The organism is Janthinobacterium sp. SUN128 (assembly GCF_030587275.1).
GTDB classification, from domain to species: Bacteria; Pseudomonadota; Gammaproteobacteria; order Burkholderiales; family Burkholderiaceae_D; genus Janthinobacterium; species Janthinobacterium lividum.
Window position 1 is genome coordinate 1,200,428 of sequence record NZ_JAPWHY010000001.1, and the last position, 18,867, is coordinate 1,219,294.

Consider the following 18,867-nt stretch of genomic DNA (forward strand, 5'->3'; position numbering starts at 1 on the left):
ACCTCAGAGGCCGAATGCGCAACGCATGAAGTCGCGCCGCAGTTCATTGACCCGGGCGGAATCGCGCGTGTAGTACAGCTTGTTTGTCAGCAGCACCGCATAGCGGCCGCGCCGGGGGCTGAGCCACATGGCCGTGCCGGTGAAACCCTGGTGACACCAGACGTCGTCTTGCGGCCCGCTGCCTGCCGCAGGGTGCCAGAACAGGCCGCGTGACGGCTGCAGCGCGCCCGTCTGCAGCGTCAGCGAGGCGCGTACCCAGCCGGCATCGAGTACAGCGCCATGCAGGCCCGGCGCCAGCATGGCCCGCAGGAAGCGTTGCAGGTCCGGCACATTGGAAAACAGCCCGGAGATGCCGCATACGCCGCCCAACAGACGGGCCGAAAAATCATGCACTACGCCGCAAAGGTGGGCGCCCGCCTGCTCGCAATACTCGGTGGGCGCGACCAGCTGGCCGTGCCGTGGCGTCACAGGGCCGAATCCCGTGGCGGCCATGCCCAGCGGCCGCAGCACATGCTCGGCCAGGGCCTGGTCCAGGGGCGTGCCCAGCAGCCGCTCGATGACAAAGCCGAGGATCAGGGCCGCGCGGTCCGTGTATTCGACAGCTTGACCTGGTATGCCTTCCAGCGGTTCGCGCAGCACGCCGCGCACGATATCGTCGTACACCTCGCCATAGCTGGCGCGCAGGCGCGCGCGCAGCGGCAGACCGGCCGTATGCGTGAGCAGCTGGAAAATCGTGATGGGCGCCAGTGCATGCCCCTGCGTGCCGGGCAACACGTCGGCCAGCCGGCTGTCCAGGCGCAGGCGTTTCTGGCTAATCATCCTGCCAGTCAGCGACCAGACGCTGATGATCTTGGTCAGCGAAGCGATGTCGAACAGGGTGCCGACCTGCATCGCGGCGCTGGCGGGCTCGGGCGTGAGCCGCCCGGCCGCGCCCGCCACGCCGTGGTGGACGGTGCCCATGGCCCAGGCCGCGCCTGGAAAAATCTGTTCGTGCACGCCGGCTTGCACCAGTTCTGCCAACTGTTCCGTTATCTGCATGATGATTGCGCTGTGTGTGTGCTGTCATGGCTTGTCGCTTCCGCCCCCAGCCAGCGCGCCACCGACTGCGCCAGCCATTCGCCCTCGTCGAGCGGCAGGTCGTGGCCGGCGTCGCCGTGGATCAGGCAATCGGCTTGCCAGGCGCGCGCCAGGCGCTGCGAACAGCGGTGGTCGACCAATAGGTCTTGCGCGCCGGCCATCACCAGCACGGGCATGGGCGGGCGGATGAGGGGCGCGCGGTAGCGGGCGGCCGACAGCAGTTGGCGCAGCGCATTGCTGCGGCTCACCGGGTATTCCTGCTGATAAGTCAACCAATCGGCCAGCAGCGCAGGGTTGCCGCCAGCATGCCGGCGGCTGGTCAGGCGCAATATCAGCGCTTCCTGGCTACTTTGGTCGCCCAGCAGCAGCTGGCGCAGCAGGGCGCCGTAGTTTTGCCAGCGCAGGCGCCGGTAAAACGGGCTGTATGGCCGCATGCTGGTGTTGATGAGCACGCAGCGAGCGATTTCCTGCGGGTAGCGGTGAGCCCATTCCACGGCCACCATGCCGCCCAGCGACAGGGCCAGCAAGTGGTAGGGCGCCGGGATGCCCCGCGCCAGCAGCTCCCGGCGGCAGGCTTCCACCATGGCGGCCACGCGGGTGGCGCTGTCGTGCGCGTGGCGCGTGCCATTGCCGGGCAAGTCGGGCGTGACGATGCTGGCGCCGGGCAGGGCGCGCGCGAGGGTCGCGGGAAAGCTTCCCCAGTGGCGCTGTTCGCGCATCAGGCCGCGCAGCAGGACCCAGGTGGACGATCCGCTCATGATTCGTACCATTGCGCCAGCGCGCGCCGGCGCTGCGCCTTGCGCAGCAAGCCTTCCGGCATCCAGCGGCCGTGGCTGCTGGCGGCGCGCATGAGGAAATCGAACCAGACCAGGTGCCGCCGCAGCACGCGTTGCAAGCGGTGCGCGGCCGTGGGGTTGAAGATGCTGACCCGGTTGAACAGCTGGCGCGGGTTTTTCTTGACCCACAGCCACGAGCCCATTTCCAGCGTCAGCGGCAGGAACACGCGCCCGCTGTAGCTGGTGCCGTTCAGGTACAGATAGTCCCACAGGTCGCCATGCGTGCGGTATTGCCGGCTTTGCGGCTCGAACACATAGTTGTGGTTCGGGTAGCTCTGGCTGAACAGCTCTTCCAGCGCGCCGATCTCGGCCAGGTGTTCGATGGGCACCTTGGTGTGCGCATGGGGAAACCAGATGCGGTCGCGCAAGCCGAAACCGGAATGGCAATCGAGGGCGATGCTGAACTGGCGCGACAGCAGTTCGCGCTCGACCAGGTCGCACACGGCCTGGCTTTCCAGCTCCATCGGGCCATCCGCCGCGCCCCGGTACCAGGGCAGGCGGGCGCTGTAGCGCTGTCCGCCGAGCATGAACGGCACTTTTTCGCGCGCGCTCAGCGGCGCATTGCGCATCAGGTCCACGCCCTGCGGATTGCAGCGCGTGGCTTGCCACATGCCGCCCGGATTAACCAGCGGCATGAACACGAGGCGCATGCTTTCCAGCTGCTGGTGCAGGGTGGCATCCCAGCGCAGGCGGGCGACCAGGCTTTCCAGGAAAGACAGGATGACTTGCGTGCCGATGCGTTCGAGGCCGTGAATGCCGCCGAAAAAGCCCAGCACGGGCACGTCGGGACTCGGATTGCCCAGCGCAATTGCGTACACGGGAAACTCGCGTCCATCCATGGCGATGCTGCAGGGCGCGGCCACTTCCAGGTGGCTGCCGCCCTCGTCGATGAGGCGCTTCAGCATGACCAGCTCGGGCAGATTCTTTTCGATCATCAGGCGTCTGAAAGGGAAAGTGACAGCCAGTGTAGCCGAAATCACTGCCGCGCCAGACGTCCCGCATGGCGAAATTTGCGCACGCTGGCCATGTCACGAAGCCGTCATTTTTTGTGTGTAGGCTATTGCAGTTGATACAAGAATTATCACTTGGCAATACCTCGTTTCCGCATATTTTCACCCTCACACGATAGCGATATGACAGGCAGCCCGGCATCCGTTCATGTGCTAGCGCTGGCCGGATACCTGGTACTGCTGGGTTTCCTGGCCGCGGTGGGACCCGTACGGGCCCAGCCGGCCGATGGCCCCGTGCTGCAGTTCGATATCGCCGCGCAAAACCTCGGCGACGCGCTGGACCTGTACAGCCGCCGCACGGGCATCGCCGTGCTGATGGACCAGCGCTACGCGCAGCGCCAGTCGGGCGCCGTGCGCGGCGCCCATGCGGCCGGCGCGGCCCTGCAATCCTTGCTGGAGGGCACGGGTTTGCAATCGCGCCTGTCCGATGCGCAAGCCGTCATCGTGTATGCCCCGGCGGGGACGGCCGCTGCGTCAGTGGACTTGCCGCAGGCCGCCGTCGTGGCCGCCGCCGACATACCGGGTGCCACGCAGGGCGGCGGCGACCATGCTTTCTATGTCAGCCGCTTGCAGCACGTACTGCTGGGGCTGCTGTGCCGCGCGGCGCAGACGCGTCCCGGCGGCTACCGCCTGGCGCTGCAGCTGTATCTGAACCGTGCCGGCGTGGTGGACCGCGTGCACCTGCTCGACAGCACCGGCTTGCGCGCGCGCGACACGGCGATTGCGCGCGTGGTGCTGGGCATGCGCGTGGGCGCGGCGCCGCTGCCGTCGATGCCGCAGCCTGTTTCCATCCTGCTGCTGCCGCAAGGGCCGGGCAGCGAAGTCGATTGCGCCTCCAGCATGCCGGGTAGCAACGCACCATGAGCATGCCCGACCTGCGCACCAAGCTGAAACGCCATCTCAGTTCGCGCTATGCCGTGCTGCGCTGGCGCCTGGAGCGCGTGGTCGGCTGCAAGCACCATGCGGCCGATGCGTTGCAGGAAACCTGGCTGCGCCTCGAAGCGATGGTGGCGCCTGGCCCCGCCGCCGCGCCCGTCCACAATCCCGACGCCTATCTGCTGCGCATGGCGGCCAATATCGCCACCGACGCGTATCGCCGCGACCGCATCATCGTCACCGAGCGCGAACGCGAAGAGCTGATGCACATGGCCGACGAGGCCGGCGACGACATCAGCGACCCGGCGCGCATCGTCTCGGCGCGGCTCGACGTGCAGGCGCTCGACGCGGCCCTGGCAGGCCTGTCGCCGCGTCGCCGCGCCATCCTGACGGCGGCGCGCATCGACGGCATGCTCAACGCGGAAATCGCCGAGCGCTTCGGCATTTCCGTGGCGATGGTGAAGAAAGAATTGCAGGCCGCCATGCAACACTGTAAAACGTGCATGGCCGATGCCGATGCCGCCCAGCGCAGCGATGTGTCGGGCCGCCGTAAATATTGATGAATCTCATGACTGCTCCTGACCGCGATCCACGCGCCCCTTCAAATACCGCCGACGGCGACGCTGACATCGGCCAGCAAGCCGCTGCCTGGTGGGCGCGGCTGCGTGCCGACGATTTTACGCAGGCCGACGCCGACGCCTTGCGCGCCTGGTGCGCGCGCAGCCCTGCGCATGCGCGCGCCTGGCGCGAACTGCAACAGCTGTGGCAGGCGCTCGATCCCGCCTTGAGCCGCGCCGCCGCCGCGCCACAGCGGGAGAACGTGCTGGCGTTCCCGGCGCGCCCCGGGCGGCGGGCTTTTCTGGGCGGCGCGCTGGCGGCCGGCGTGGCCGTGCTGGCCTTGCGTCCACCACTGGGCGCCTGGCCTTCGCTGCAGGAATGGAGCGCCGACTACCGCACGGGCACGGGCGAGCAGCGGCAAGTGGCCCTGTCGCAGCAGATGACGGTGCAGATGAATACGCAGACGCGCATCAATGTGCGGGCGCCGGAAGCGATCGAGCTGCTGGGCGGCGAGGCGGAAATCCTTGCCAGCGGCGCGCGCCAGCCCGTGACGGTGGTGGCGGGAGCGGGGCGTTTGCTGGCGCAGTCGGCCCGCTTCAATGTACGCCACACGGACGATGCCGTTTGCGTCACCTGCCTAGCGGGCGCCGTGGACGTCGTTTGGCAACAGCGCCGCCAGACCCTCGATGCGGGGCAGCAACTGGTGTATGACGACCGGGGCGTGCAGGCGGCCACGGCCGCACCAAAGGGCGAAGCGAGCGCGTGGCGCACGGGCGCGCTGTCGTTTGTCGGCAAGCCGCTGGCCGATGTCGTCGATGAAATCAACCGCTACCGTCCGGGCCGTGTCGTGCTGCGCAATGCCGAGCTGGGCCGCCGCCTCGTGCGCATGCGCTTTTCCATCGGGCAAATCGATGGCGCGCTGGCGATGATACGCGACCTGTACGGCGCGCAAATGACCAGTCTGCCAGGCGGCATCGTGCTGCTCAGCTGATTTCCGCTGATTCCAGGTTTCCCTTTGGCAGGCTTATTTGAAAATATTTGAAAATATTTTTCAAAAAACATTATCCCTTCCGCCGCCCAGCTACGTCATGGAGGCATGGACGCTTGCGCTACCGCCAGGCTCCGTTCCCTTCTCTCTAGCCAGGAAACCATTGCCATGACCAAGCTTCACACTGCCCAGCGCCCAGTCCCAACCGTTGACACGGGCGCGCAGCGGTCCTCCACGCTGGGCAGCCGCTTGCGGCTCACGCCGCTCGCTTACGCATTGACCACCATGCTGATGGCGGGCGCCTTTACCACGCCGGCGCGCGCGCAGCAGGCATTCAGCGGCGGCTGGTTCGCGGCCAAGGGCGCGGCGCAAAATACGGCGGCCACGGTTGGCCGCCTGCCGAATGGCCAGCCGCTGCCGCTGGGCAGCCGGCCCGAGGGCCAGCAACAGCAGGCCAATCAGCAGTTGCAGCGCTCGCTCAACAACCTGAACCTGGCTGCACGCGCCATCGCCGCACAGCAGGCTGCCCAGGCGCAGGCGCGCCAGGCGGCGGCCGGCGCACCAGGCGCACCCGATGGCCTCGTGAAAGGCGGCTTGCAGGTCGACACCAACAGCCTGACGGCTGGCTGGCTCAATGCCCAGGGTCCCGTGCAGACAGTAGCGAACGGCAAGACGGCCGTGGTGGTGCAGCAGACGGCGGACAAGGCTATCCTGAACTGGGAAACATTCAATGTGGGCAAGGATACGACCTTGACCTTCCAGCAGCAGAAGGACTGGGCCGTATTGAACCGGGTCAACGATCCGCAAGCGCGTCCCAGCCAGATCCAGGGCCAGATCAAGGCCGACGGCACGGTGCTGCTCGTCAACCGCAACGGTATCGTGTTTACAGGCACGAGCCAGGTCGACACGCGCAGCCTGGTGGCGGCCGCGGCCCGCGTCAGCGATACGCAATTCCAGAAAAACGGCATCTACAGTCCCGGCACGGCCGGCGCCACGACGTTCACGGATGCGGCCGGCAAGGTGCAGGTGCAGGCCGGCGCGCGCATCGCCTCCAATGCGCCGAAGGGCAGCACGGAAGGCGGCGGTTACGTCATGCTGCTGGGCCAGGAAGTGCACAATGCGGGCGAGATCGGCACGCCCAAGGGCCAGGCCCTGCTGGCCGCCGGCGACAGCTTTACCATTAAAAAAGGCGTGGGCACGGATGGCAATCCGCTGTCGACCACGCGCGGCAGCGAAGTCACGCCGCAGTTCGCGGCCGGCAGCACGGCGGGCAAGGTCGTCAACACGGGCCTGATCCAGGCGCGCGAAGGCGACATCACCCTGGCCGGGCGCACGGTGCAGCAGGACGGCGTGCTGCTCGCCACCACCACCACGGCCACGCGCGGCACCATCCACCTGAATGCCCTGGGCAGCGACGCTGCCGTTACCGTGGGACGCGGCGCCACCACGGCCATCCTCCTCGAAGACGACGGCAAGACGACGGCGCTCGACAGCCAGCGCGACGCCATGCGCGGCCCCGCCGTGACGTCCACGGAAAACATCCTTGCCGTCAACGACCGCCGCGACCAGTCGCGCATCGAAATCGGCAGCGCCGGCACGGTGGAATTCATGGGCGATTCCCTGACCCTGGCCACGGGCGGCCAGATCGCCGTCAACGCGGCCAGCCGCAGCCTGTTGCGCGACGGGGCCCAGCTCGACGTTTCCGGCGCCGTCGGCGTGAAGGTGGCGATGGAGGCGAACAATGTCGACATCAACGTGCAGGGCAACGAACAGCGCGACGCGCCCGTCAACCGCGACGGCAAGGCATTGATCAACAACAATATCTGGGTCGACCGCCGCAAACTGGTGTTGGTTCCGAAAGGCACGAACGGCTACGACAGCGACCGCTGGTACACGGCAGGGGGCTTGCTGGAAGTGGCCGGCTACCTGGGCACGCAGGGCCACTCCGTCAGCGAATGGATGGCGCAGGGCGGCACGGTCAGCTTCGGCGGCAAGGATGTCGTCACGCAGCTTGGCTCCAGCATCAACCTGTCGGGCGGCACCCTGGACGTGCAGACGGGCGCGCTGCGCCAGACCTGGCTGAAGGGCGCGGACGGCAAGCTGTATGAGGCAGGCAGCGCGCCCGCCGACCTGGCGTATGCGGGCGTGTACAAGGGCTACGAGGAAGAACATGCGCGCTGGGGCAAGGATGCCAGCGCCTTCTATGCCAATCCTTTGATCGCCGCGCAAAAACGCCTGGAAAACGGCTATACGGTGGGCCGCGACGCGGGCAAGCTGGTGGTCGCTACCGGTTCGGCCGTGCTGGAAGGCAGCATCGCGGGCGACGTTTTCCAGGGCGAGCGCCAGGCACAGGCGCCGCAGGCGCTGCTCGACGGCTACCAGCAGTCGCAGCTGGCGGCCGCGCAGCGGGGGCAATTGATCGTCGGCCAGTATCAGCCGATGTTCGACAAGCGCACGGGCGTGCTGCAGCATGCGTTGTCGGCCGTCATGGACGAGGTGCGCCTGACGCGCGTGCAGGACGGCATCGCCGCCGGCCTCGACGTGGCCGACGTGCTGGCTGCAGAGCGTCAGGGCAAGCTGCTGCTCGACACCAACTTGCTCAACAGCCAGCAACTGGGCGCCGTTCGCATTGCCGCGAAAGGCGCGATCACCGTCGACAGCGCGCTGCAGGTGGCTGACGGCGGCAATATCACCCTGTTCGGCAAGGAAGTGGCCATCAACGCCAGCCTGCGCAGCCGTGGCGGCAGCATCGCGGCCGGCAACGTGCTGAACCAGATCGGCCCGCTGGGCATGCTCGATACCTTCGTCAATCCGGGCGTCCCCCCGGGCAAACTGGTGCTGGCCGATGGCGTCAGCCTCGATACCAGCGGCCTGCTCAGTAACGTGCTGCGCGATCCGTTGGCCGCCGCCGGCCTGCCATACCTGAACGGCGGCAGCGTCTCGCTGCGCGCGTTTGGCGACGTGCGCATCGGCAATGGCAGCCTGGTCGATGTGAGCTCGGGCGCGGCCATCCTGGCGCAGGCGAAACTGCAGGGCGGCAAGGGCGGCAATGTGACCCTGGCCAGCTATGGCGCGAAGGCCGACCTGGTGCTGGGCGAGGGCGCGCAAGTGCGCGGCCATGGCGTGCAGGGTGGCGGCAAGCTGGAATTGCAGGCCAACAAGATCCTGATCGGCCACATTGAAAACCCCGAGGCAGGCACCGTGCAGCTGGATGGCGGCTTTTTCGACAAGGGTTTTTCCAGCTACAGCCTGGTTGGCAAGCAGGGCGTGACGGTAGCGGACGGCACGCAGGTGGACGTGCGCATGCCCGTGCTGCGCGTGGTGGAGAATGAAAAACTGGCCCTGTGGATGCCGGAACAGGTCACGGAAAACCCGCTCAAGGGCACCTTGACGCAGCGCAAGGGCGCCAGCCTGGCCCTGCAGGTGGGCGACATGCAGTCCGGTGCGACCGACATGGCCACCGCCGAACTGCTGGTGGGCAAGAATGCCGTGGTGAGCGTTGACGCGGGCCAGTCCATCAAGCTGTCCAGCGTGGGCCAGCTGACGGTGGAAGGCCGGCTGAATGCGTGGGGCGGCAAGATCGGCCTCGGTGGCGTGGGCGTCGACAAGCCCGTGTCCGAGGCGGTGGAAGCGGCCGGCCATGGCCGCTCCATCTGGATCGGCGAGAATGCCGTGCTCGACGTGGCTGCGCGCGCCGTCAGCGCCACGGATGCGCAGGGCCGGCGCTACGGCAAGGTGATCGATGGCGGCAGCATCGTCGTCGGCGGCGAGATCGACCATGCACAGGGCAGTACTTCGGCGGCCAGCCTGTTCGTCGTCGTGCGCGACGGCGCCGTGCTCGATGCGTCCGGCGCGCACGCCGTGCTCGACGTCAATGGCGGCGCCATCGACGTGGCCAGCGCGGGCGGCAGCATCGCGCTGGCGTCGAACAATGGCCTGTACCTCGATGGCCAGTTGCGGGCCAGGGCGGGCGGCGCAGGCGCGGCGGGCGGCACCCTGTCCGTGGCCACGGGCACGCCCGAATACCTGAAAGTTCTGGCCACGCCCAAGGTGCTGCAGGGCCGCCAGCTGCGGCTGACGCAGCGCCAGGCGGCCAGCGACCTGGCTGACAATGTGACGTCCCGGGACGGGGCGCAGGCGCTGCAGTACGGTCATGGCCGTTTTTCCGTGGAGCAGGTGGAGGCGGGCGGTTTCGGCAACCTGGCCCTGCTGGGCGCCGCCAGCTTCGATGGCGACGTGTCGCTGACGATGCGGCAAAGCTTCCAGCTGTACGGCGCGCCCGTGCTGTCGCCCGGCAGTTCGCCCGACGCGAAGGTCAGCATCGCGGCGCCGTATGTGCGCCTGGCCAGCATCAAGCCGGCCGGCCGCGATTTCTATACGACGCCCGGCGGCGCAGGGGAGTCGCCGGTCGCCCGGCAGATCAGCATAGCGGGCGACCTGATCGACGTGCGCGGCATGGTCGGCGTCGTGGCCAACGACGTGCGCCTGACCAGCAGCGGCGACCTGCGCTTCCTGCTGTCGCCGCTGGGCTGGGATGGCAACCAGCCGTCGACGGTGCTGTCCTCGCCGGGCGACATGACCCTCACTGTGGCCCAGCTGTATCCGGCCACGGGCGCCGGCGCCGCCGTGCGCGTGGGCATGGACATGAAAGACGGCAATATCGTCTACAACCCCGAGCGCAGCCTGACCATCGCGCGCAGCACGGACAGCATTCCCGCCGTGCCGTACTCGGCCTTTGGCATGCTGCAGCTGGGCGCCGCCCATATCGAGCAGGGCGGCATCGTGCGCGCGCCGCTGGGCCTGCTTAACCTGGGCCTCAGCCTGCGCGCTGACGAGAATAGCCTGAGCATCAATTTCTTGCCTGGCAGTATCACCTCCGTCAGCGCCGCCGGCATGGCCATGCCGTATGGCGGCACGGCCGATGGCCAGAACTGGAACGTCGACGGCAAGAAGACGGAGTTTCTCGGCGTCGGCGGCAGCAGCGCCAACGGCACCATGCGTATCGGCGTCGATATCGCCAGCGTGGCCGTGGCCGTCAAGCCGGGCGCGCTGCTGGACTTGTCGGGCGGCGGCGAACTGACGGGCGCCGGTTTCGTCGCGGGCCGCGGCGGCTCCACCGATGCGCGCTACCATCCGCTGCTGCAGGTGGGGGCGAACGGCGGCTTTGTCCTGCCGGGCCTGGCGACGAATCCCGTGTACGCCATCGTGCCGGGCGTGCAGGCGCCGCAGGCGCCCGTGGGCGGCGACCAGGGCGCTTCCGATCCGGCCGTGGGCCGGCAGGTGACGCTAGGCAGCGGCGTGCCGGGCTTGCCCGCCGGCACCTATACGTTGATGCCGTCGACCTACGCCTTGCTGCCGGGCGCCTTCCGCGTGGAACTGAACGGCCTGGCGGGGCAGGCGAGTGGCGGTGCCCCGGCGCAGCCGCTGCGCAACGGTTCCTGGGCCGCGCCCGGCACCCTGTCGATCGCGGGCACGGATATCCGCGCGCCGCTGGCCAGCCAGCTGATACTCACGCCGGCCAAGGTCTTGCGCACGTATTCGCAGTACAACGAAATGGGCTATACGGCGTTTGCCCTGGCCGATGCGCAAACGCGGGGCATTCCCCGCCCGCTGCTGCCGGCCGATGCGAAGACGTTCAAGCTGCAGCTGGCGCCCGGCGCCGGCACCGACTCCTTCCAGTTCGCGGGCACGGGCAAGTTCGGCGCGGCCACGGGCGGCTTCGGCGGCACCGTGTCGGTGATCGCGGGCGGCCCCGAGGATATTGAAATCATCGCCGACGGCGCGTCCGCCACGCCGGGTTTTGACGGCGTCACGCTGCATGCCGGCAGCCTGAACGCGATCGGCGCGGCGCGCATCGTCATCGGTTCCACGCCCATCATCAATTACGGACAGGGCGGCAACTACATCAGTTTTGGCACGGCGCAGGCACACAATATCTACCTGCGCCGCGGCGCCATCCTGGCGGCGCCGGAAGTGATGCTGCTGGCGCGCGATCCCTGGAATACGGAATGGACGGCCGGCCTGATCGATGTTGCACCCGGCGCGGGCATCAACACGTTGGGACGCGGCAAGGCCGCCTATGACTCCAGCGACGGTTTTATCTACCAGAGCAACGAGGGCATCCACATGCTGGCCGCCTCGAACGGCTTGATGAATGTGGCTCCGGTCGGCGGTTCGGCGCGCGGCGGCATCAGCATCGGCGTGTGCGGCGATGCCTGCGCCGGCACGGCCAGCCTGTACTCGGAAGGCACCTTGCTGATGTCGACGAATGGCAGTTTCGAGCTGGACAACTCGGCCCGCTACGGCACGCGCAACCTGAGCCTGGCGGTGGGCGCCATCAACATGGGCAGCAGCGAGGCGCTGGCGGCGGCCCAGGCCAGCGGCACGCGTTCCAGCGGCCTGGCCATGAACCAGGGCGTGCTGGACCGCTTGCTGCGCGGCGACACCAGCACGGGCGCGCCGGCCCTGCAGGCACTGATGCTGAGCGCGGCCGACAGCGTCAATTTCTATGGCGACGTGGTGCTCGATACCTACGACAAGACGACGGGCAAGTCCACCCTGGAGCGCCTGGTGCTGACCACGCCGGCCATGTACGGCCAGGGCGGCGACGGCGCGGTGGCCACCATCCGCACGGCCAACCTGATCTGGGGCGGCGCCCTTTCGCCGGCCGGCAATGTGATCACGCATGGCGCCGGCACGGGCAGCGGCACGCTGAACCTGGAAGCGGAACGCATCGATTTCGGCTTCGGCCCGTTCACGCAGCCGGCCGGTGTCGCCTCGTTCGACCGCCTGGCGCTGGGCTTTGCCAATGTCAACCTGAAGGCCAGCGGGCAAGTCACGGCCAACCACAAGGGCAGCCTGTCCGTCTACCAGGCGCAGGACGGCTACGAGACGGGCAAGGGCTACCAGTACAGCGGCGGCAAGCTGAATATCATCACGCCGCTGCTGACGGGCGACGCCGGTTCCACGCACAGCTACACGGCGGGCGGCGCGCTGACGGTGACAGCGCCGGCCGGCGTGACGCCGGCCGCGCCCGTCAAGAACAACGATGGGCTGGGCGCTCAGCTGAGCTTGAAGGGTGACAGCGTCAGTGTGGCCACGGCCGTGGTGCTGCCGAGCGGCAAGCTCACCGTCAGCGCACAGCATGACATCACCGTGGCGGACGGCGCCCGCCTCGACCTGGCGGGCCGCAAGAGCACTTTCTTCGACGTGGATAAATACAGCTGGGGCGGCGACGTCACCCTGGACAGCCGCGCCGGCGACATCCGCCAGGCTGCGGGCGCCGTGATCGACCTGTCGGCCGAGCACAACCGCGCCGGCAGCCTGAAGGCCGTGGCGCTCGACGGCGCGGCCGGCATGGTGGACTTGCAGGGCAAGATACTGGGCGGCGCCAGCGGCAGCTACGATGCGGGCGGCACCATGGTGCCGTACAAGCAGGGCAGCGTGGACGTGCGCGCGCAAACCCTGGGCGCGGGCGGCAACCTGGACAGCCAGTTCGCGTCGCTGAATCAGCGCCTGACGGCAGGCGGCGTGACGGGCGGGCGCAGCTTCCAGCTGAAACGGGGCGACTTGACGATAGGCAATGATCTGAAGGCGGGCGAGGTGCAGGTGTCCGTCGACAACGGCCGTCTCGCCGTCGCTGGCGTGATCGACGCCAGCGGCGAGCGCGTGGGCAGCATCCGCCTGGCCGGCAAGCATGGATTGACGTTGGCCGGCAACGCCGTGCTCGACGCGCATGGCACCGTTCTGCGCGTCGACAGCTATGGCAAGATCATCGACAGCCCGAATCGGGCCATGGTGGAACTGAATGCGGGCGAGGGCGCATTGAACCTGGCCGGCGGCGCGCAGATCGACGTGCGCCACGGCACGGCCGCCGTGGCCGGCAAGGGCAAGGGCGAACACGACGGCGCCGCGCGCGGCACGGTGGAATTGAGCGCGCCGCGCCTGGGCAGCGGCGGCGCGCGCACGGATGCGGATGCGGCCACCTTTGGCGACATCGCCGTCGCCGCCGGCGGCGGCTTGACCATCCGCGGCGCGAAATCCATCGCCGTCAATGCCATGCAGCGCTACGACGACGCGGCCTACGCCATGGCGCCCGACGCCAATGGCGTGCCGGTGTCCGACCTGTCGGTCGGCGGCCGTCCCTACCAGGTGATCAACCAGGCGTATCTCGACAGCAAGCACGGGGACAGCACAGCCTTCATCGATGCGGCGCTGGCGAATACGGCCTTGCGCAACGGCAAGCTGGCGGGCCTGGCCACTGCCGCGTATGCCGATGCGCTGCACTTGCGTCCCGGCGTCGATATCGTCAGCAAGTCGGCGGACGGCGACCTGGTGGTGCAGGGCGACCTGGATTTGTCGGGCATGCGCTATGCCAGCCTGAACCCGCGCTTCCAGCGCACGAGCGTGCGCGGTTCGGGCGAGGTGGGCAGCCTGCTGCTGCGCGCCGGCGGCGACCTGAGCATCTACGGCAGCATCAACGACGGCTTCGCGCCGCCGCCCGCCACCAAGGACGAGAACGGCTGGCGCTTGCTGCCGGGGCGCGACATCAATGGCAGCGACGTCATCGTGCCGGGCAAGGGCGTGACCGTGGCCGATGGCACGCTGTTCCCGGGCGGAATCGCGCTCAATTATGACTTGCCCATCAAGGGTTTCAATGTGATGGCCAATACGCGCCTGCCCGTGGCCGTGACCCTGGACCAGGCCATGATCGTGCCGGCCGGCACGGTGCTGGCGGCCGCCGTGCGCGACAGCGCCGGCAATATCGTCCACGCGGCCGGCACCTTGCTGGCCACGGAGCAGACCTTTACGGCCGGCATGCGTCTGGACGCCGGCAGCGTGCTCAAGCAAACGGTGAAAGTGAGCGCCATGACCTGGCCCAAGGGCGTGCCGCTGCCTGGCGTGGCCGGCGAACGCTCGGTCTTTGTACTCGATGGCAACCTGGCGCTGGCCGTGGGCTCCCTGATCCCGTCCGGCACCGACGTCAAGCTGTTGCCCGATGTGACGGCAATCGAGCTGCGTCCGGAAGTGGCGGGCAGCCAGGGCAAGCTATGGGCCATCGCGCCCATGCTGGCCGAAGGCTCGCAGGCGTGGGGCATGCGCCTGGTGGCGGGCGCCGACCTGGACGGGGCCGACACGCGCGGCGTGCAGGCGCATCCCGCGCACGGCACCCTGCGCCTGGCCGACAGCCACTACGGCATGTATGGCGTGCTGGTGCCGCCGAAGGGCGTGCAGTACTGGAGCAAGGAAGCGGGAGAGCAGGGCATCGAAGGCATCGTGGCGGGCGAACCGATCTCCGAGGAATTTCTGAATCAGAACGGCACCACGATTGCGAAGTTCTGCGCCGAAACCGCCAGCTGGTGCGATCTGAGGGTGTCCTACGTGTGGACCAAAGAAGGCGCGGAAGAGTTTGCCGACCCCAAAACCAAGGAGGGCGACCTGCTCGATCCGGTGGCGCTGGGCTGGCCCACCATTTGCGAGGAAAATCCCACCTGGTGCGGCACGCCGAACCCCACGTTCGACTACAAGGCGAGCAGCCTGCGCCACAGCGTGCTGCGCACGGGTACGGGCGACCTGGACCTCGTCAGCGGCGGCGACCTGCGCATGGACAGCCTGTATGGCGTGTACACGGCGGGCATGTCGTCTTCGCCGACGGCGGCCGGCGATCCGTACAACCTGCCGCGCTCGCGCAATGCGAACGGTACGGTGCTGGGCAACCCCGACGGCGCGCATGAACGCCTGGTCGATGGCGGCGCCGACAGTATCTACCGGGCATGGTATCCGGACCAGGGCGGCAATCTGCTGCTGAAGGTGGCGGGTAACTTGAGCGGCTCGTTGATCAACGCGGCGAGCGCCAGCAACGAACGTCCCGTCAGCAAGGATGGCCTGGCCGATTCGGTGCCGGTGGGCAACTGGCTGTGGCGCCAGGGCAGCGGCGGCGTGGCCACGGGCGGCCCGGCCCAGCCGACGGCCTGGTGGATCAACTTCGGCAGCTATATGCGCCGCGATACCCTGGCCGACACCGTGCTGGGCTTTACGGGCTTCGGTACCCTGGGCGGCGGCAATGTGCGCGCCGAGGTGGCGGGGGATGCGGGCGTGCAGACACTGCTGACAGGCAGTTCTTATAACGCCAGCATCAATCCCCGTTCGCAGGGCTTGCTGCTGGCCGTGGGCAGCACGGGCCGCGTGCAGGCCGACGGCAGCCTGCTGCTGACGGGCGGCGGCGACCTCGACCTGCGCGTGGGCGGTGCGCTCAACCCCGCCAGCACGCCCGGTGGCGGCTATCTGAATGGCGCGCTGGTCGACTTGCGGGGCCACGCGGAAACGTCGGCCGCACAGCTGGGTAGCCTGGCGCTGCAGTACGGTTCGCAGCCTACCCAGCACGTACCGCTGGAAACGCGGGCCTATGATGCCTTCACGGCCACGCGCGCCACGCCGCGCGGCGGCATGATCCTGGTACCCGGCGACGCCACCTTCAGCGTGGCGACCCTGGGCGACCAGGCGCTGCAGGATGTGGCCGACCCCGGCCGCGTGTCCCTGCCCAATGCCACGCCATTCACCGGCCCGTCCGGAGAGCAGGGCTATGGCTACAGCTGGTTCAGCCTGTGGACGCCGCGCACGGCGCTCGACCTGTTCTCTGCCGGTGGCAATATGACTCCCCTGAGCGGGCCGCTTGGCACGGCCACCGACCTGGCCATCGTCTACCCGTCCATCGTGCGGGCCGCGGCGCCGCATGGCAGCTTGTATTACGGCAAAGCAATTGTCGACTCGAATGCCGCCACCAGTTATGCTGATCCGCTGGTGCTGGCGCCATCGCCAAATGCGCAGCTGCAGTGGCTCGCCGGCGACTCCATCTATGCGGGCGGCTATGCCGTCAGCCAGTCCGGTGCCGCCGCCGACAGCATCGTTACGCCGTTCAAGCCTGGCTTTACGGGCTGGGATATCAAGAGTAACGTGACCGATCCCCTGGCTGCCAATGTCTCAAGCACGGGGGCGCCAGTAACGAAATGGAACTTCCCGCTGTTTGCCTTCGGACCGAATTCCTCGGCCGGCCCTGCGAACAGCGGTACGCAGGCCGCCCGCATCTATGCCGCCACGGGCGACCTGGTGGGCGTGAACAGCGGCCGCATCATCGAGTTCACCGATGCCGCGCATGCGGGCAACACCTGGTACGAGGGGGGGCAAGCCGTGTGGATGAAGGCGGGACGCGATATCGTCAGCAGCGGCACGGCGCAGCTGGAAGCTGTGGATGGCACCGCCACCGGGGAAAGGCGCTTCAGGATTCTCAGCAACCTTTTCGTGCACAACAATACATATGACGTATCGGTGGTCTCGGCCGGGCGCGACATCCTGGGCAGTTCCTTCAACGTGGCCGGTCCCGGCACGCTGGACATCAGCGCCGGGCGCAACATATTGATGCAGGACAAGGGCAGCGTCGTCAGCCTCGGTCCCGTCGTGACGGGCGACAAGCGCCCGGGCGCCGGCATCGCCATGCAGGCGGGCGTGGGCGCGGCCGGCCTCGATTACCTGCGCTTCGTCAAGCCGTATCTGGACCCGGCGAACGTGGCGCAGAAGGGTGTGCCGCTGGCCGACCAGGCGGGCAAGGTGGTGAAATCGTACGACAGTGAACTGGCAACCTGGCTCGGTGAGCGCTATGCCTTCAAGGGCACGGCGGCCGAGGCGCTGGCCTTTTATCTCGCCTTGCCCGAGCCGCAGCAGCGCGTGTTCGCCCGCACCGTGTATTTCGCGGAACTGAAGGCGGGCGGGCGCGAGTACAACGATGCGGACAGCTCGCGCTATGGCAGCTTCTTGCGCAGCCGCAACGCCATCGCGGCCCTGGCGCCGGCCACGGACGCCAGCGGCAAGGCGATTTCGTATGCGGGCGATATCGTCATGTACCGCGGCACGTATGCCGCCTACAATCCGCTTTCGCTGAACTATGACCGCATCGTTCCCCGCAGCGGCTACGTGCACACGAACTTCGGCGGCGACATCCAGCTGCTGACGCCGGGCGGCAGGCAGGTGTTCGGCATCGAAGGCGAGGCGCCGCCGGCCACCTCGGGCGTCATCACCAAGGGCGGCGGGAATATCGACCTGTTCTCGCACGGCAGCATCCTGCTGGGGCAGAGCCGCATCATGACGACGTTTGGCGGCGACATTCTGGGCTGGTCGTCGCAGGGCGACATCAACGCGGGGCGCGGTTCGAAGTCGACCATCGTCTACACGCCGCCCAAGCGCGTGTATGACAACTGGGGCAACGTGACCCTGTCGTCCGACGTGCCGAGCACGGGCGCCGGCATCGCCACCCTGGCGCCGATCGCGGAAGTGCCGGCCGGCGACGTGGACTTGCTGGCCCCGCTGGGCACCATCGACGCGGGCGAGGCGGGCATCCGCGTCTCGGGCAACGTCAACCTGGCCGCACTGAAGGTGATGAATGCGGCGAACATCCAGGTCAAGGGCGAAGCGAAGGGCATGCCGACGGTGGCCTCCGTCAACGTGGCGGCCATGACGAACGCCAGCGCGGCCGCTTCCCAGGCCACGGCGGCGGCGCAGGACGTGGTGCAGCGCGAGCGCGCCGCCACCCGTTCCGCGCAGCCCTCCGTGTTCACGGTGCGCGTGCTGGGCTTTGGCAGCGAAGCGCCGCCCGACAGCGCGCAAGCCACGCCGCAGGATGGCGCGCGCAGCGAGGCGGCCGATTACAACCCGCGCAGCGCCGTGCGCGTGCTGGGCCTTGGGACGTTGCCGGAATCGGCCACGCGCCAGCTGACGGCGCAAGAGCGCAGCAGGTTGTCGCCATGATGGTCGGCGTGGCGAATGCGGCTGCTGCCTTGCCCTTGCGCATGGCGGGGCATACCGGCATGGCCTGGTGCCGGCCTGCCATCCGGCCCCGTCTGCAGGCGGCCAACGACGTGGCGCCCCTGCCAGCTCCGCCGCCAGGGCAGGGCGCCCGGCTGCAGGCGGTGCTGGAAGGCAATTACGCGGGATTGCACCGGCGCCTGACGCGCCATCTTGGCTGCGCCGAGCTGGCCAGTGACAGCCTGCACGACGCCTGGCTGCGGCTGGGCAGCTTGGCGGCAGGGGATGGCGCCGCGCTGGCGCACAGCCCCGTCGCTTATGTGTTCCGCGTGGCGTGCAATGCGGCCATGGACAGCCTGCGCCGCAACCGCGCCTGGCTGTATGCGGACGAGGGCGGCGACGATGGCGCCGCCGGCCTCGTCGATTTCCTCGCCGATACGGCGGCCGGGCCGGAACGCCTGGCCGAGCTGCAGGCGGACGTGCGGCGGCTGGCGCAGGCCGTCGACCTGCTGCCGCGGCGCCACCGGCAAGTGCTCGAAGCGCTGCGCGTGGACGAGCTGACCCGTCAGGAAGTGGCCGAGCGGCACGACATGTCCTTGCGCAATGTCGATACGGCCCTGCGCCAGGCGCTTGACCATTGCGCCCGCCACACGGGTTACGCGGCGCAGGGGGGCGTCGGCACGACCCGGCGCAGCCTGCGCCTGCGCCAGGGATAGGCGCTCACCCA

8 protein-coding genes are annotated in these 18,867 nt (G+C 68.4%); 5 read left to right on the top strand and 3 right to left on the bottom strand.

The annotated features are described in order from the left end of the window. Positions 1-3: 3 nt before the first annotated feature. Genes O3297_RS05565 through O3297_RS05575 form a run of 3 tightly spaced genes read right to left on the bottom strand, consistent with a single transcriptional unit; the run spans position 4 to position 2,848 of the window. On the bottom strand, positions 4-1,038 hold the full coding sequence (locus O3297_RS05565; protein WP_305047993.1) for a serine hydrolase: 1,035 nt from the start codon (positions 1,036-1,038) through the stop codon (positions 4-6). Beyond that, entirely contained in the window at positions 1,029-1,835 is an 807-nt protein-coding gene (locus tag O3297_RS05570; RefSeq protein WP_151094863.1) for an alpha/beta fold hydrolase, read from the bottom strand. The genes O3297_RS05565 and O3297_RS05570 overlap by 10 nt, the downstream gene beginning before the upstream one ends. Then, positions 1,832-2,848 carry a M14 family zinc carboxypeptidase gene (locus tag O3297_RS05575; RefSeq protein ID WP_151094865.1) on the bottom strand — a complete coding sequence of 339 codons (1,017 nt, stop codon included), beginning with the start codon at positions 2,846-2,848 and terminating at the stop codon, positions 1,832-1,834. Before O3297_RS05575 ends, O3297_RS05570 begins: the two co-directional genes overlap by 4 nt. A 198-nt stretch (positions 2,849-3,046) precedes the next feature. Between O3297_RS05575 and O3297_RS05580 the strand changes: the two genes are divergently transcribed. The 5 genes from O3297_RS05580 to O3297_RS05600 all read left to right on the top strand — a co-directional run bounded on the left by O3297_RS05580 (position 3,047) and on the right by O3297_RS05600 (position 18,856). Further along, a complete protein-coding gene (locus O3297_RS05580; RefSeq protein ID WP_305047994.1) occupies positions 3,047-3,787 on the top strand; it encodes a hypothetical protein in 741 nt (246 codons plus the stop codon). Continuing rightward, entirely contained in the window at positions 3,784-4,359 is a 576-nt protein-coding gene (locus O3297_RS05585; protein ID WP_230521842.1) for an RNA polymerase sigma factor, read from the top strand. The genes O3297_RS05580 and O3297_RS05585 overlap by 4 nt, the downstream gene beginning before the upstream one ends. 8 nt (positions 4,360-4,367) lie before the next feature. Further along, positions 4,368-5,348 carry a FecR domain-containing protein gene (locus tag O3297_RS05590; protein ID WP_305047995.1) on the top strand — a complete coding sequence of 327 codons (981 nt, stop codon included), beginning with the start codon at positions 4,368-4,370 and terminating at the stop codon, positions 5,346-5,348. Between the two features lie 165 nt (positions 5,349-5,513). Then, positions 5,514-18,143: a filamentous haemagglutinin family protein gene (locus O3297_RS05595; RefSeq protein WP_305047996.1), complete on the top strand. Its 12,630-nt coding sequence runs from the start codon at positions 5,514-5,516 to the stop codon at positions 18,141-18,143. Further along, on the top strand, positions 18,140-18,856 hold the full coding sequence (locus O3297_RS05600) for an RNA polymerase sigma factor (RefSeq protein WP_305047997.1): 717 nt from the start codon (positions 18,140-18,142) through the stop codon (positions 18,854-18,856). Before O3297_RS05595 ends, O3297_RS05600 begins: the two co-directional genes overlap by 4 nt. Positions 18,857-18,867: the final 11 nt, after the last annotated feature.

Excerpts from the sequence above, each read along its gene's own strand:
- O3297_RS05565 (WP_305047993.1), bottom strand. The coding sequence starts at position 1,038 with ATGCAGATAACGGAACAGTTGGCAGAACTGGTGCAAGCCGGCGTGCAC.
- O3297_RS05570 (WP_151094863.1), bottom strand. The coding sequence starts at position 1,835 with ATGAGCGGATCGTCCACCTGGGTCCTGCTGCGCGGCCTGATGCGCGAA.
- O3297_RS05575 (WP_151094865.1), bottom strand. The coding sequence starts at position 2,848 with ATGATCGAAAAGAATCTGCCCGAGCTGGTCATGCTGAAGCGCCTCATC.
- O3297_RS05580 (WP_305047994.1), top strand. The coding sequence starts at position 3,047 with ATGACAGGCAGCCCGGCATCCGTTCATGTGCTAGCGCTGGCCGGATAC.
- O3297_RS05585 (WP_230521842.1), top strand. The coding sequence starts at position 3,784 with ATGAGCATGCCCGACCTGCGCACCAAGCTGAAACGCCATCTCAGTTCG.
- O3297_RS05590 (WP_305047995.1), top strand. The coding sequence starts at position 4,368 with ATGACTGCTCCTGACCGCGATCCACGCGCCCCTTCAAATACCGCCGAC.
- O3297_RS05595 (WP_305047996.1), top strand. The coding sequence starts at position 5,514 with ATGACCAAGCTTCACACTGCCCAGCGCCCAGTCCCAACCGTTGACACG.
- O3297_RS05600 (WP_305047997.1), top strand. The coding sequence starts at position 18,140 with ATGATGGTCGGCGTGGCGAATGCGGCTGCTGCCTTGCCCTTGCGCATG.